This window comes from Pseudonocardia ailaonensis (assembly GCF_039531635.1).
Lineage (GTDB): Bacteria > Actinomycetota > Actinomycetes > Mycobacteriales > Pseudonocardiaceae > Pseudonocardia > Pseudonocardia ailaonensis.
Genome location: NZ_BAAAQK010000009.1, coordinates 91,373 through 105,441 on the forward strand (window position 1 = coordinate 91,373; position 14,069 = coordinate 105,441).

The 14,069-nt window shown below is 73.3% G+C and carries 12 protein-coding genes; all 12 read right to left on the minus strand.

All coding sequences use genetic code 11. The features are described 5' to 3' along the window. Window positions 1-56: 56 nt before the first annotated feature. Window positions 57-1,670, minus strand: coding sequence for a class I adenylate-forming enzyme family protein (locus ABD324_RS16335; protein WP_344417462.1), 1,614 nt, complete (start codon window positions 1,668-1,670; stop codon window positions 57-59). Window positions 1,671-1,674: 4 nt separating this feature from the next. After that, window positions 1,675-2,574, minus strand: a complete 900-nt coding sequence (locus ABD324_RS16340; protein ID WP_344417464.1) for an SDR family NAD(P)-dependent oxidoreductase — start codon at window positions 2,572-2,574, stop codon at window positions 1,675-1,677. Continuing rightward, a complete protein-coding gene (locus ABD324_RS16345) occupies window positions 2,571-3,734 on the minus strand; it encodes a CaiB/BaiF CoA transferase family protein (RefSeq protein WP_344417466.1) in 1,164 nt (387 codons plus the stop codon). Before ABD324_RS16345 ends, ABD324_RS16340 begins: the two co-directional genes overlap by 4 nt. Beyond that, the gene (locus tag ABD324_RS16350; protein WP_344417468.1) at window positions 3,734-4,879 is read right to left on the minus strand and encodes an acyl-CoA dehydrogenase family protein; all 1,146 of its coding nucleotides are present in this window, start codon (window positions 4,877-4,879) and stop codon (window positions 3,734-3,736) included. The genes ABD324_RS16345 and ABD324_RS16350 overlap by 1 nt, the downstream gene beginning before the upstream one ends. A gap of 16 nt (window positions 4,880-4,895) precedes the next feature. After that, on the minus strand, window positions 4,896-6,083 hold the full coding sequence (locus ABD324_RS16355) for an acyl-CoA dehydrogenase family protein (RefSeq protein WP_344417470.1): 1,188 nt from the start codon (window positions 6,081-6,083) through the stop codon (window positions 4,896-4,898). A gap of 73 nt (window positions 6,084-6,156) precedes the next feature. After that, on the minus strand, window positions 6,157-7,701 hold the full coding sequence (locus tag ABD324_RS16360) for a class I adenylate-forming enzyme family protein (RefSeq protein WP_344417472.1): 1,545 nt from the start codon (window positions 7,699-7,701) through the stop codon (window positions 6,157-6,159). Next, on the minus strand, window positions 7,701-9,041 hold the full coding sequence (locus tag ABD324_RS16365; RefSeq protein WP_344417474.1) for an MmgE/PrpD family protein: 1,341 nt from the start codon (window positions 9,039-9,041) through the stop codon (window positions 7,701-7,703). Before ABD324_RS16365 ends, ABD324_RS16360 begins: the two co-directional genes overlap by 1 nt. After that, the gene (locus ABD324_RS16370; RefSeq protein ID WP_344417476.1) at window positions 9,038-10,387 is read right to left on the minus strand and encodes a phenylacetate--CoA ligase family protein; all 1,350 of its coding nucleotides are present in this window, start codon (window positions 10,385-10,387) and stop codon (window positions 9,038-9,040) included. Before ABD324_RS16370 ends, ABD324_RS16365 begins: the two co-directional genes overlap by 4 nt. 19 nt (window positions 10,388-10,406) lie before the next feature. Beyond that, window positions 10,407-11,552 carry an acetyl-CoA acetyltransferase gene (locus ABD324_RS16375; RefSeq protein WP_344417478.1) on the minus strand — a complete coding sequence of 382 codons (1,146 nt, stop codon included), beginning with the start codon at window positions 11,550-11,552 and terminating at the stop codon, window positions 10,407-10,409. Then, window positions 11,549-11,983, minus strand: a complete 435-nt coding sequence (locus tag ABD324_RS16380; RefSeq protein ID WP_344417480.1) for a Zn-ribbon domain-containing OB-fold protein — start codon at window positions 11,981-11,983, stop codon at window positions 11,549-11,551. Before ABD324_RS16380 ends, ABD324_RS16375 begins: the two co-directional genes overlap by 4 nt. Further along, entirely contained in the window at window positions 11,980-12,936 is a 957-nt protein-coding gene (locus ABD324_RS16385; protein ID WP_344417482.1) for an aldo/keto reductase, read from the minus strand. The genes ABD324_RS16380 and ABD324_RS16385 overlap by 4 nt, the downstream gene beginning before the upstream one ends. Beyond that, on the minus strand, window positions 12,933-14,054 hold the full coding sequence (locus tag ABD324_RS16390; RefSeq protein ID WP_344417484.1) for an alpha/beta hydrolase: 1,122 nt from the start codon (window positions 14,052-14,054) through the stop codon (window positions 12,933-12,935). Before ABD324_RS16390 ends, ABD324_RS16385 begins: the two co-directional genes overlap by 4 nt. Window positions 14,055-14,069: the final 15 nt, after the last annotated feature.

A 14,069-nucleotide genomic window follows, 5' to 3' on the forward strand; every position in this document is an offset into this window, starting at 1 on the left:
TGGGGGGCGTTGACCCGGGCGTTGGCCCGGGCGTCGACAGGGCGTTGGCAGGCCCGTTACGGGAGCTCGCGCAGGACGCGGCGCAGCACCTTGCCCGCCGCGTTCTTCGGGAGCGGGTCGTCGTGGAGGCGGTACCGCTCGGGCACCTTGTAGCGGGCCAGCCGGGCCCGGCAGAACCCCGCGAGCTCCTCCGGGTCGAGCACGGCACCCGGGGCCGGGACGAGATGGGCCTCCACGATCTCGCCCCAGTAGTCGTCGGGCCGGCCCACCACCGCGCACTCGGCGACACCGGGATGGACCCCGAGGACCTCCTCGATCTCCGGCGGGTACACGTTCTCCCCACCGCGGATGATCATGTCGCTCTTGCGGCCGTCGAGGTACAGGTAGCCCTCCTCGTCGAGGTGTCCGAGGTCGCCCCCGGAGAACCAGCCGTCGGAGAAGGTGCCGGCCGTCTTCTCCGGCTGACCGGCGTAGCCGCTCATCGTCATGTCGGAGCGGGTGACGATCTCGCCGACCTCCCCGGGTGGGAGCTCGCTGCCGTCGTCGTCGACGATCCGCAGGTCGATGTCGTGCCCGGGGCGCCCCACGGAGCCCAGGAGGTGGGTCTGTCCGGCGAGGGCGCGGCGGTGGTCCTCCGGGGTGAGCACGGACTGCATCCCGGCCTCGGTCCCCGCGCCGAAGCCGTTGAAGAAGTCCACGTCCATGAGGTCCATCGCGCGGCGCAGCAGGGCGGGCGACATCGGCGCGGCGCCGTAGTACATCGAGCGCAGCGCAGCGAAGTCCTCCCTCGAGACCCCGGGCTGGTCGAGGAGCGCGGACAGCATGGTGGGGACGAGGAACACCCCGGTGAGCCCGCGGCGGAACCACGGCAGCAGGGCGGCCGGGTCCCACTGCCGGAGGAGGAGCGACGTGGAGCCGCGGCAGATCGCCTTGAGCACCTGGTTCATCCCGGCGACGTGGAACAGCGGGGAGCCCGAGTAACGGAACTCGTCCCACGTGAACCGGTACTCCAGCATCGAGTTCGACGTGATGTGCTTCCACATCCGCTGGGACTGCATGACGCCCTTGGGCAGGCCCGTCGTGCCGCTGGTGAACGCCAGCGCGAGGATGTCCTCCTCCTCGACGCGCGCCTCGACGAGCTCACCGCCGGCGCCCTCGGACAGGAGATCGGTGTAGGCGAGCGTCCCCGGCGTACCGTCGAACCCGACCACCCCGTGGAGGTAGTCGAGCCGCGGCGCCATCTCCAGGACGGCGGGCACGTACCGCTCGCCGACGACGATCCAGGTCGCCTCCGCGGCCCGCAGCAGGGTCTCGATCTCCCCCGGCGCGAGCCGGTAGTTGAGCGGGACGATCACCGCCCCGAGCTTGAGCACCGCGAGGATCGTCTCGATGTACTCCGGGGAGTCCGTGTCGAGGATCGCGACCCGCTCCCCGGCGCGCAGGCCGCGCCGCTGCAGCGCGGAGGCGAGGGCCCGCACGTGCCCGAGGACCTCGGCGAAGGTCAGCGAGCGCTCCGGGGTGACCAGGCAGGCCCGGTCGGGGCACCGGCGGGCCGCCACGTCGATCCAGCCGCTGACCTGCGTCTGGGACCAGCGGCGCCCGGTCAGCCGTTCCGGGCGCGGATAGTCCGCGGCGGCGGTGTCGGCGGTGTCGGTCACCGACTCGGTCACGGCGTTACCGCCCCAGCATCTCGGCCAGCAACCGCATCTCGGCCTTGCTGTCGCCGGGCACCTGGTAGCCCTCGTCGTCGAAGATCGTCTCCAGGTTGTCGCGGATGTCCTCGGCGGTGAGCTCCCCGCCCAGGTAGCCGCGGGTGACCCCGACGAAGACCCGGGCCACGCGGCCGCCGCCGACGCTGAGGACCTCCCCGGACAGCGCGCAGCTCGGATGGGACAGGAAGGCGACCGCCGGCGACACCCGCTCCACGCCCAGCACGTCCGCGAGGGGGTTGTCGAACTTCTCGGTCATCCGGGTCCGCGCCACGGGCCCGATCGCGTTGGCCTTGATGTCGTACTTCGCGCCCTCGATCGCCATCACCTTGATCAGCCCGACGAGCCCGAGCTTCGCCGACGCGTAGGAGGCCTGGCCGAAGTTGCCGAAGAAGCCCGCGGACGACGACGTCATGACCACCCGGCCGAAGCCCTGCTCGCGGAAGTGCGCCCAGGCCGGCCGGGTCACGTTGAAGGCGCCCGCGAGATGCACGTCCAGCACCGGGCCGACGTCGTCCGGCGAGGTCTTCACGAAGGTCCTGTCCCGCAGGATGCCGGCGTTGTTGACGACGACGTCGATCCGGCCGAACTCCCGGATCGCGGTCTCGACGATCGCCGCGCCGCCCTCCGCCGTCGCCACCGAGTTCGTGTCCGGGGCGGCGGACCCGCCCGCGGCCTCGATCTCCTTGGCGACGGTCGCCGCGCGCCCGACGTCGGACCCGTCGCCGGCGAGCTCCACGCCCATGTCGTTGACGACGACGTGCGCGCCGCGGCGGCCGAGCTCCAGCGCGTGCGCCCGGCCGAGGCCGCCGCCGCCCCCGGTCACCACCGCGACCAGTCCGTCGAACCTCAGCTGATCGGTCATTCCGTGTCTCCGAACTCGGCGCGTAGCCGCTCGTTGGCGTCGCCCAGCGCCGGGACGTCCCCGACGACCGAGTCGTAGGCATCGGTGTCGACGGGCGGCGGCAGGACCGGGACCGGCCCGGCCGCCGAGCCCACCTCGCGCCACCGCCGGCGCACGGTGAGCAGCGGATGGTGAGCGACCTCGCCCGCCGAGCGCACCCGCGCGAAGCCGATCTCCGCGTCGTCCAGCCGGTCCGCCGCCTCGCCCACCGACAGCCGGCTGAAGGAGGTGAGGATCAGCCGGTCCAGCTCCTCGCGGTGCGCCAGGCGTTCGGTCCCGCTGCCGAACCGGGGATCGGCGGCGAGCTCGGGCCGGTCGAGGACGAAGGCGCAGAAGGCCTTCCACTCGGCCTCGTCCCGCACGGCGACGCAGATGTGCTCGCCGTCGCCGGTCTCGAACGGGCCGTACGGATAGGCCTCGGCGTCCCCGGCCCCCGTCCGGGCCGGCCCCAGCCCGTCCTCCAGCGTGGACGCGAGCGGCTGGCCCATCCACTCCACGAGCGCGTCGAACAGGCTCACCGTGAGCGTCGAGCCGGTCCCGGTCCGCCCGCGCTGCAGGAGTGCAGTCAGGATTCCGGAGTAGACGTACATGGCCCCGGCGATGTCGGCGACCGGGATCCCGGCCCTCGCCCGCTCCTCGTCGGTCCCGGTCACGTCGAGCACGCCGGCCTCGGCCTGCACGAGCAGGTCGTACGGTCTGCGGTCGGTGTACGGGCCGCGCTCACCGAATCCGGAGAGACCACAGTGGACCAGTCGCGGGTCGTCCGCCCGGCACTTCTCGGCGCCGAGCCCCAGCTCCTCGGCGGCTCCGGGGGCCAGGTCGTGCACGAACACGTCCGCCCGCGCGACCATCCGCCGCAGCAGCGCGACGTCCTCGGCCGCCCCCAGGTCGAGCTCGACGGACTCCTTGCCCCGGTTCGCCCACACGAAGGCACTCGACAGCCCGCGGGCCCGGCGGTCGCGGGACCGGGCCGGGTCCCCGGTGCCGGGGCTCTCGACCTTGATCACCCGGGCGCCCTGCTCGGCGAGGTGCCGGGTCGCCAGCGGGAGGGCGACCTCGTGTTCGAGCGCGACGACCGTGATCCCGGTCAGCGGCGGGGCCTGCGGATCGGCGGCCGCCATCAGGCGGTCGCCGCCTCGGTGGTGAGCTCGTCGAGCCCGGAGGGCTCCGTCAGCTCGGCGATCCGTTCCAGGTGCGACGCCGGGTCCCCGAGCAGGAGCCTGCTGCCCTGTGCCCGCTTGAACCAGAGGTGGGCCGGGTGCTCCCACGTGTAGCCGATGCCGCCGTGGACGTGGATGTTCTCGGTGGCGCAGCGGACGAACGCGTCGGAGCAGTACACGCCGGTGATCCGGGCGAGCAGCGGCACCTCGGGATCGTCGCGGTCGAGAGCGTCGAGCGCGGTGCGGGCCGTGGCGCGGGCGCCCTCGGCCAGCATCAGCATCTCGGCGCACTTGTGCTTCACGGCCTGGAAGGAGCCGATCAGGGCGCCGAACTGCCGGCGCACCTTGGCGTACTCCACGGCCATCTCGACCACGCGGGCCGCCCCGCCGGCCTGCTCGGCGGCCAGGGCGATCGCGGCGACGTCGAGGACCCGGGCGAGGATCTCCGCCCCGGCCCCCTCGGCGCCGACGAGCTCGGCGGGCGTGTCCCGGAAGTCGAGACGGGCGAGTGGGCGGGTGAGGTCCAGGGTGGTCAACGGGGTCCGGGCCGGTTCCCCGGTGACCGCGAAGAGCGCCGTGCCGGCGCCCGTCTCGGCGACGACGAGCACGAGCTCCGCCGTGGCCCCGTCGACGACCTGCGCGACGTGGCCGTCGAGCGTCCAGGCACCGTCCATACGGGTCGCCGTGACCCGGGGCTGGTCACCCGGCCGGTAGCCGGCGACCTCCGGGGCGGCCAGCGTGGCGCGCCGCGACCCGTCGGCGATCCCCGGCAGGTAGCGGGCGCACGCCCGCTCGTCCCCGGATGCCAGCAGCGCCGCGCCGCCCAGGACGACGGAGGCGAAGTAGGGCGAGCAGAACAGCGCCCGGCCCGCCTCCTCGAGCACGATCCCGACCTCGGTCCAGCCGGCACCCGCCCCGCCGTACTCCTCCGGGAACGGCAGGCTCGCCAGCCCGAGGTCGCCGGCGAACCGGCCCCACACCGCCGCGTCGCCGCCGGTGCCGTCCGCCATCACGTCGCGGATCTGCTGCTCGCTCCACCGGTCGCCCAGGAAGTCCCGCACCATCTCGCGCAGGTTCGCGAGGTCCTGCTCCCGCTCGTCGGTCATGTCGCGGCCCGCCCCTTCATCCGCGCGGCAGCCCGAGCATCCGCTCGGACACGATGTTCTTGAGGATCTCGTCGGTCCCGCCCGCGATCCGCTGGGACATCACCCGCACGGTCAGCTCGTGCCAGGCCCAGGTCCCCCACTCGCCGGTGTCCGCGACGATCCCCGGCCCGATGACGTGGTCCGCGACGGACCGCAGGCGCAGGAGGTAGTCCGTCATGAGCAGCTTGCCGAGTGCCGGGGCGTAGGCCGCGCGCTCCTCGTCGGCGGCGAGCGCCCGGGTCGTGGCGGCGACGACGCGGCTCAGCACCGTGAGCTCGGCGAGCTGGAGGCGGGTGGCCGCGTCCGTGCGACCCAGGGCCCGGGCCGCGGCCTGCAGCCGCGGGAGCGGGTCGTAGTCGCGGGTGTTCCCGCCGCGCGACATGGTCCGCCGCTCGGTGGAGAGCGTCGAGGTCGCTACCCGCCAGCCGGTGCCCGGCTCCCCGACCACGTGGGAGTCGGGTACGAACAGGCCGTCGATGAAGACCTCGTTGAAGTCCGCGTTCCCGGTGATCTGGCGCAGCGGCCGGACCTCGATCGCCGGGTCGTGCATGTCCACGATCATGATCGTCAGGCCGCGGTGCTTGGGGGCCTCCGGATCGGTGCGGACCAGCAGCTCGCCGATGTCGCTGTAGTGCGCGCCGGAGGTCCAGACCTTCTGCCCGGTGACCCGCCAGCCGCCCTCCTCGCGCACGGCCCGGGTGCGCACGCCCGCGAGGTCCGAGCCTGCCTCGGGCTCGGAGAACAGCTGGCACGCCATGAGATCCGCGCGGTGCAGCGGGGCGAGGTAGCGCTCCTTGATCGCGTGGTCGGCGTGCCCGGCGATGGTCGGGCCGACGATCCCGAGGCCCACCACGAAACAGCGCTGGCCCGGGATCCGGTAGTCGGCCGCGAGCTCGTCGTAGGCCTCCTGGTACTCCGGCCCCAGCCCGGCGCCGCCGTACTCTACCGGCCCGGTGAGCCAGCCGAACCCGGCGTCGAAGAGCTCGCGGCGCCACGCGCGGGCCGCGGCGGTCTCGGCCTTCTCCTCCTCGTCGGTGTGGGTGGTGAAGCCGGACAGCCGGTCCTCGCCCTCCCCCCACTTCGGCGCGGTGCCGTGGGGGCGCCGCTCGGCGTGGGCGTCGAGGAACTCCCGCACCCGGGCCCGGAAGTCGTCCAGGTCGCTCAACGCTCGCCCTCGCTGACGCTCGGGCGGCGCTTCGCGCGGGCACTGTGCCGATGGTTCGCTCGCTGACGCTCGCTCACGAGGTGACCTCCTGCCGCAGGCGGCGCTTGAGGATCTTGCCGTTGGGGTTGCGGGGCAGCTCGGCGTGGACGCGGAACTCCGCCGGGACCTTGTAGCCCGCCAGCCGTTCGCGGCAGTAGCTCCGGAGGGCGTCCTCGTCGTAGCCCTCGCCGGGCACCAGGCAGGCACGGACGATCTGGCCCCAGTGCTCGTCCGGTATCCCGACGACGGCCACCTCGCGCACCGACGGATGCGACGACAGGACGTCCTCGATCTCGATCGGATAGATGTTCTCGCCGCCGCGCAGGATCATGTCGTCCTTGCGGCCGTCGAAGTAGAGATAGCCCTCCGCGTCGAAATGGGCGAGGTCGCCGCCGCGGAACCAGCCCTCGTGGAAGACCTGTGCCGTGCGTTCGGGCTGGTCCAGGTACCCGCTCATCACGTGCTCGCTGCGGCTGGCGATCTCGCCGGTCTCCCCCGGCTCCACGTCCTGCCAGTCGTCGTCGACCAGTCGGAGGTCCACGCCGACCCCGGGCTTGCCGATCGACTGCAGCAGATGGGTCTCGCCCGCGAGGGCGCGGCGGTGCTCCTCCGGCCCCAGCACCGCCTGCATGCCGGCCTCGGTGCCCGCTCCGAACCCGTTGTAGAAGTCGCAGTCGAACACCTCCATCGCCGCGGCCAGCAGCGAGGGCGGCATCGGTGCCGCGCCGTACACGATGGACTCCAGAGCCGGGAAACGCGCGTCGCGGATACCCGGCAGCGCCAGGATCCGGCTGATCATGGTGGGGACCAGGAACACCGAGTTCAGGCCCTTGCCCAGCCACTCGACGACGTCCTCGGGCCCGAACTGCGGCAGGATCAGCGTGCTCGCGCCGCGCGACAGACCCTGGAACACCATGCCCGAGCCGCCGACGTGGTGCAGCGGCGCGGCCGAGTAGCGGAAGGCCCCCTGCCGCACCCGGTACTCCACCGCACCGGCCACGGACTTGCGCTTGTACATCCGGTGGGACTGCATGACCCCCTTGGGGTTCCCCGTGGTCCCGCTGGTGAAGGCGATGAGCAGGATCTCCTCGTCGTCGACGGCGATCCGCCAGGGCTCGGGCGATCCCTCGGCAACCAACGCCTCGTAGCCGAGCACCCCGTCGGCCTCACCGTCGATCAGGACGATCGTCTCCAGGGTGGAGACCCTGTCGCGCAACGCGACCGCCATGTCGAGGTACCGGCGCGTCACGAACAGCCAGGTGGCCCGGCCCGCGTCGAGCAGCACGGCGAGCTCCGGCACGGTCTGCCGGTAGTTCAGCGGGATCGCCGCGGCGCCGAGCTTGGCGCACACGAACATCGTCTCGAGGTACTCGGCGGAGTCCGTGGCCAGCAGGGCGATCCGCGCGCCGCGGGTCACGCCGTGGGCGGTCATGGCGCTGCCGAGCCGGGTGATGCGCTCCTCGATCTCGGCGTAGGAGCGGCTGCTGCCGTCGCCCATCACGATGCACGGGCGGCCGGGGTGCTGCCGCGCCCCCATCGTCACCCAGTCGGCGACGACGATCCCGGAGAGGTTCGGCACTAGATCCTCCCGAAGACCGCGAGCGGATGGTCGTCGACGCCCGTCCACAAGGCCAGGGCCGCGGAGACGTCGAGGCCCCGGGTGACGCAGTGCAGGTACTTGTCCATCAGCTGCGCCTCCGCCAGCGGGCGGCCCGGGTAGTCCAGCCGCTGGTCGATCGCGGCCTCCAGGGTCCGGCCCTCCACCCCGCCGCCGAGCACGGCGCGCACGACCGTCTCCTCGCCGTCCGGGTCGAAGCTCTCGTCCGGCACGATCCGCAGCCAGGCCGGCGGCCCCGCGCTCCCGTGCGTCGCGATCTCCTGCGGGGAGTACTGGTCGAGCGTGAGCCGGCCGTGGCGCCAGGCCTGGGCGAGGACGAACACGGCGCTCCAGCGTGCCTCGTCGCCGGTCGCCGGGTTCTCGAACGGCATGGCGGGCCGCGCCCGGGGCGGCATCCGGACCTCGAGGAGCTCCGGCTCGGTCACGTCGGTCTGCTCCCGCAGCCGCAGGATCGCCTCGACGGCCGAGTGCACGACCCCGCAGCTCGGGTACGGCTTGATCGACGGGAACGTGATCTCCCCGGTGTCGAACGCGCCGTCGGGCAGCCGCTCGCCCAGCGTGGAGATCACCGTGTCCACCACGCCGCCCCCCGCCCGGACGCCGGCCCGCACCAGCTCGACCGCCCGCACCGTCGCCGCCGCGGCGATCCCGGACTGCATCGCCTTGGCCGGCGTCCCGGTGTGCGCCCGGGTGCCCACGACCCCGGTGACCGCGAGCGCCAGCACGTCGGAGCACTGCTCGGCCGTCATGCCGAGCAGGCGGGCCGCGGCGACCGCGCCCGCGACGGCACCGATGGTGTGGGTCGGCTGCACGCCCCGCTTGTGGGCGGGCCGGCCGAGCAGCGGCCCGACCGTACGCGCCGCGCGCAGACCCGCGACGAACCCGGCGAACGCCTCGTCGGCGGGGACACCGGCGCCGAACGTGCTCGCCACCGGGACGAGGACCGAGCTCAGGTGCGCGGTGCTGTCGTGGACGATGTCGTCGAACTCCAGCGCCTGCACCGCGGTGCCGTTGACCAGGGCGGCCGCGGGCCGGCTCAGCCGGATCCCGTGTCCCCAGGCGGGGCTGTCGCCGCGCTCGGGCTCCACCGCCCGCAGCACCGCCTGCACACCTGGGGCGGGGACCGCGGCCAGCGCGACGCCGAGGGTGTCCCGGACCTGCCGGACCACGCCCGCGCGCACGTCCGGCCCGATCGGCCGGTCGTCCTCGACGATCGAGGCGAGCGCCCCCTGCAGCCGCCCCTGCGCGTTGGCCGCGGAGGACCGGGGCAGGCCCGTGGTGGTCGTCGGACTGGTGCTCATCGCCTGATCAGGGCCCTGGTCTTGTAGCCGGCCTCGCCGAAGGAGGCGTCGTCGACGAGCTCGACCCGGGCCCGGAAGGTGAGCCGGCTGCGGATCTCCGCCTCGATCCGGGCGGCCAGGTCCTCCGGGGCACCCTCCCCGGCCAGCCCGACCTCGACGAGCACGGGCGGCTCGACCGTGACCGCGTCGCCGGTCAGGACCACCCGCGAGCGCCCGGACACCCACGGCGTGAACTCCGCCGCGACCTCCTGCACCGCCGACGGGTACACGTTCACGCCGCGGACGATGAACATGTCGTCCGCCCGCCCGATGCAGCGGATGCGGAAACTCGTTCTGCCGCAGGCACATCCGTCCGGCTGGATCTCCACGATGTCCCCGCTGCGGAAGCGGACCACGGGCATCGCCGACCGCACCAGGCTCGTGTACACCGGCTCCCCCACCGCGCCGGGCCGGATCTCGACCGGGTTCCCGTCGGGGTCGATCAGCTCCGGCCACACCAGGCCCTGACCCGAGAAGTGCATGCCGCCGCCCTCGGGGCACTCCCCGAACAGCGACGGCGACACGTCGCCCAGCCCCATCATCTCCGTGACGCGGGCCCCGAACGCCGCCACGATGCGGTCCCGCACGGCGGGGATGCCGCCGCCCGGCTCGCCGCCGGTGATGATGTGCCGGATCCCGAACGCGTGCCCGTCGAGGCCGCGGTCCTCGATGATCGTGGCGAGGTAGGTCGCGAACGTGGCGGTGCCGAGCAGCGTGTCCGCCAGGCCGATGGTCAGCGAGTTCAGCACCCGGGCGGTGTCGCCCGGCGCCACCGGGATCGAGCAGGCGCCGAGGTGTTCGAGCACGCCGTGGGTCGCCCCCGCGACGAACGGCCCGGCGCCGAAGGTGTTGAGCACCCGGCTGTGGGCGTGGATCCCGGTGGCGAAGTACGAGCGCGCCGCGATCCGCCGCCACACGTCCTGGACGTCGGGTGTGGTCAGGGCCAGGATGCTCGGTGATCCCGTGGTGCCGCTGGTCTGGAACACCTTCTTGACGTCGCCCGCCGGGACGCCCAGGTGCCGCCCGTACGGCAGGTCCGCCAGCTGGGACTCCTTGAGCTCGCTCTTGGCGAGCAGCGGAAGGGAGGGCAGGTCGTCGAGGGTGACCTTCGCGAGCCCACCGCCGAAGCGGTCCCGGTAGAACGGGGCCCGCTCCTCCAGGCCGGCGGCCTGGACCGCCCAGGCCTCGTCGGCCAGCGCCCTCACGGTGGCCGGATCGGCGCACTCGACGTCCGGATCGAGGATCCAGGTGTCGCACGGGTCCCCGGCGAGCCTTCCCGGAAGGCGTTCCGCCTCGGTTCTGGTCACTGCGTACCTCCTGCGCTCGTCATCGGATCGTCGCGCCGTTCGCGAGGACGGCCGTCACGCCACTCATGTGCACCCCGCCCAGCCCGTGGACGAGCGCGGTGCCGGCCCCCGGGACCTGCCGCGCGCCGCCCAGCCCCCGCAGCTGGGCCACCGCCTCGATGATCAGGAAGATGCCGAGCATCCCGGGGTGCCGGGTCGACAGGCCGCCGCCCCAGGTGTTCAGCGGCAGCGCGCCGCCGGGCCGCAGCCGGCCGTCCGCCACGAACTCCCCGGCCGTCCCCTTCGGACAGAGCCCGAGCCCTTCCAGGGTGATCAGCACCGCGATGGTGAAGGAGTCGTAGACCTCGAACACGTCGATGTCGGAGAGCCCGACGCCGGCCTGCTGCAGCGCCCGCGGCCCGGTGAGCGCCGCCGGGCTGGTCGTGAGGTCCGCCATCCCCGTGACGTACCGGGCGGTGTGCGACTCGGCGCAGCTCAGCACGTACACCGGGTTCTCGCAGACGTCCGCCGCGCGCTCGGGCGAGGTGACGATCACCGCGCCGCCGCCGTTCGTGACCAGGCAGCAGTCGAGGCGGTGCAGCGGGTCGCTGACCAGCGGCGAGCCGACCACGTCGGCGACCGTGAGGGGGTCCTTCGCCGGCGAGGCAGGATTGAGCAGCGCCCATTCCCGTGCGGCGACGGCGACCTCGGCGAGCTGCTCGGACGTCGTCCCGTACTCGTGCATGTGCCGCTGCGCCATCAGGGCGTAGCCGGCGATCGGCCAGAGCCCGCCGTGCGGCGCCTCGTACGCCGACGGCTCGCTCATGCTCCGCACCATGCGCGCGCCGTCGGTGCGCTGCGTGCTGCCGTAGCCGATCAGGGCGGTGGTGCACATCCCGGCGCGGATCGCGGCCGCGGCGTGCCCGAGGTGGGACACGAACGAGGCCCCGCCGACGGTCGTGGAGTCCGAGTAGGTCGGCACGATCCCGAGGTACTCGCCCAGGGTCATGGTCGGCATGTAGTGGTACGCCGAGGCCGACAACAGGCCGTCGATGTCGGTGCGCGCCAGGGTCGTCTGGCCCAGGGCGACCCCGGTCGCCTCCGCCATGAGCCCGGCCGGGGTGAGGGTGCCCAGGTCGGCCGACGGCGCCTCCGCCGCACCGACGATCGCGAGGATCGGCTTCACGCGCCCTCCCCGGAGAGGACGAAGACCGGGGTGACTGTCTCGTGGCAGCGCGCGAACCGGACCTCGACCCGCGCACCGATCGCCGGCTCGCCCGGGCCCTCGATCCGGCCCACGATCCTGCTCAGCATCCGGAACCCCTCGTCGAGGTCGACGAGCGCGACGATGTTGGGGACCGGGACCCCGGCGGCCGGCCGGCGGCGCTGCACCGTGTAGCTGTAGATCGACCCCCGGCCCGCCGAGGCCGCCGTGGCGACGTCCGTGGACCCGCAGGCCGGGCAGAGCGCGCGCAGCGGCAGGTGCGCGGTGGCGCATGCGGCACACCGGGTGTAGCCCAGCCGCCCCTGCTCCGCCGCGGCGTACCACTCCGCCTCCTCGCCCCGGGGATCCGGCGCGAGCAGGCCCTCCACCTCGATCAGCTCGGGCGCGCTCATGCCGCCACCGGCGCGGTGGGGCAGGCGGCCAGCACCTCGCGGACCGCCCTGGCCGCCTCCTCGGGCAACGGCTTGCCCCCGCCGTCCAGGTTGGACCGTAGCTCGGCCACAGACCGGCAGCCCAGCAGCACGACATCCGACAGGCCGAGATTCGCGAGCGCCGCCACGGCGAGCTCGCCCAGGGTGAACCCGTGTTCCCGGCCGATGCCGCGCAGCGCGTCCGCGACGGCGAGGTTCGCGGCGTAGGCGTCGCCCGCGTAGAACACGTTCCCCGAGGTCCGCGCGTCGCCGGACTCCCGGCTGCGCCGGCGCCAGTCGAGCGGCCCGAACTCGGTGGTCGCGGACAGGTCCTCGGCGAGGAGCCCGTGGGCGAAGGTGCCGAACGAGATCCGCAGGCACCCGTGCTCCCCCGCCGCCCGCAGCTGGGGGACGTTGCGGTCGTCGATCAGGTTGAGGCTGTACTCCACCGCCTCCGCGATCCCGGTCGACAGGGCCGCCTCGGCCGCGTCCACCGGGAAGTTGGAGAACCCGACCTTGCGGGTCAGTCCCCGCTCCCGCACCGCGGCGAGCGACTCCATCTGCTCCTGCGGCGAGCGCGCCGGATCGAACTGGTGCAGCAGCAGGTAGTCGACGTGGTCGGTGCGCAGGCGCCCCAGGGACTCCTCGACCTGGCGCAGCAGCGCGTCCGTCGTCGAGTCCGTCGTCATGGTGCGGGTGTCGGTGGGATCGGAGAGGCGGACGCCGACCTTGGTGCACAACGTGTACTCGGAGCGGCGGTCCGCGACCACCTCCCCGATCAGCCGCTCCGAGTCCCCGCCCGCGTACATGTTGGCGGTGTCGAGGAAGTCGATGCCCTCGTCCAGCGCCGTCCGCAGGATCTGGCGTGCTTCCTCCACGGCCACGCCCCGCGCCTCGGAGACGAAGGAGGCACAGCCCAGCCCGAAGGCGCTCATGACCGGAGCTTCTCCGCCGCCCAGTCGGACACGTAGTTGATCGCCCCGGCCGGCTCGTCGCTGTGGCAGTGCTCGGCGCCGCCGTCCGCCAAGGTGAAGATCTTGAGCTCCTTGTCCGTGGAGCTGATCAGCTCGAAGGCCTTGTAGGCGTCGTCGAGCGGGATCTGCCGGTCGTTCTCGCCGTGCATCACCAGCGCGGGCTGGGTGATCCTCGGCAGCACGTCGACCAGCGTCCACTCCTTGACCCGCTCGAGCGCCTCCTCCATGGTGTCCTTCTGCAGGACCCACATCAGCTGGTCGAGCGGCACGGACACCTCGGTCGAGCGGGTGGCCCAGCGCTTCTGCCAGGTCGCGCCCCAGTCGAGGATGGCCCCCCACGCGACCACGCACTTGATGCGGGGCTCGAACGCCGCCGCCCGCGGCGCGTAGTAGCCCCCCAGCGAGATGCCCATGACGCCGATGCGGTCGGGGTCCACGTCGTCGCGCGTCTCCAGGTAGTCGATGAAGGCCCCGGCCGGCACCTCGTAGTCCGGCCGCGACGGCACGTTCCGCAGCCGCAGCGGCTCCCCGACCCCGGGACTGTCCACGACCAGGCAGGAGATCCCGCGGCGCTTCAGGGAGTCCCGAACCGTGAGGCTCATGATCTCCTTGGTGATGTCGAACCCGTCGAAGAAGATCATCGTCGGGTGCGGCCCGGGACCGTCCGCGGGCAGGAACATCGCCGGCAGGATCCCGTCCGGGGAGTCGATCTCCACCCGCTCCCAGGGCAGGCCGGCCAGCTTCACGCCGCGCTGGAACGTCTCGAGGGACAGCTGGTAGATCTCGGAACGGCGGTCGCCGTGGGGCATCTGCCGCTCGGCGGCGATGTAGTAGACCGAGGAGCGCAGGAACCGCTCGCCGGCGCTGATCTCGAACCCGCGGGCCAGGTCCGCCTCGCCCAGGCGCGACTGCTCGTCCCCGGCGCCGGCCCAGGCCTCGCCCCAGTCGGCCGCCGAGGGCGAGTCCGCCTCCAGGAGCGGACGCAGGGCGCGGTCGATCTCGCCCATCTGACCGCCGCAGCGGAGCGTGTTGTGGACCGCGAACGACCAGCGGTAGTTGCCGGGGAAGTACTCGTACACGATGGACACTCCTCG

Bases quoted from the DNA above. Each gene is read 5' to 3' on its own strand.
- ABD324_RS16340 (WP_344417464.1), bottom strand. From the start codon at position 2,574: ATGACCGATCAGCTGAGGTTCGACGGACTGGTCGCGGTGGTGACCGGG.
- ABD324_RS16345 (WP_344417466.1), bottom strand. From the start codon at position 3,734: ATGGCGGCCGCCGATCCGCAGGCCCCGCCGCTGACCGGGATCACGGTC.
- ABD324_RS16350 (WP_344417468.1), bottom strand. From the start codon at position 4,879: ATGACCGACGAGCGGGAGCAGGACCTCGCGAACCTGCGCGAGATGGTG.
- ABD324_RS16365 (WP_344417474.1), bottom strand. From the start codon at position 9,041: ATGAGCACCAGTCCGACGACCACCACGGGCCTGCCCCGGTCCTCCGCG.
- ABD324_RS16380 (WP_344417480.1), bottom strand. From the start codon at position 11,983: ATGAGCGCGCCCGAGCTGATCGAGGTGGAGGGCCTGCTCGCGCCGGAT.
- ABD324_RS16385 (WP_344417482.1), bottom strand. From the start codon at position 12,936: ATGAGCGCCTTCGGGCTGGGCTGTGCCTCCTTCGTCTCCGAGGCGCGG.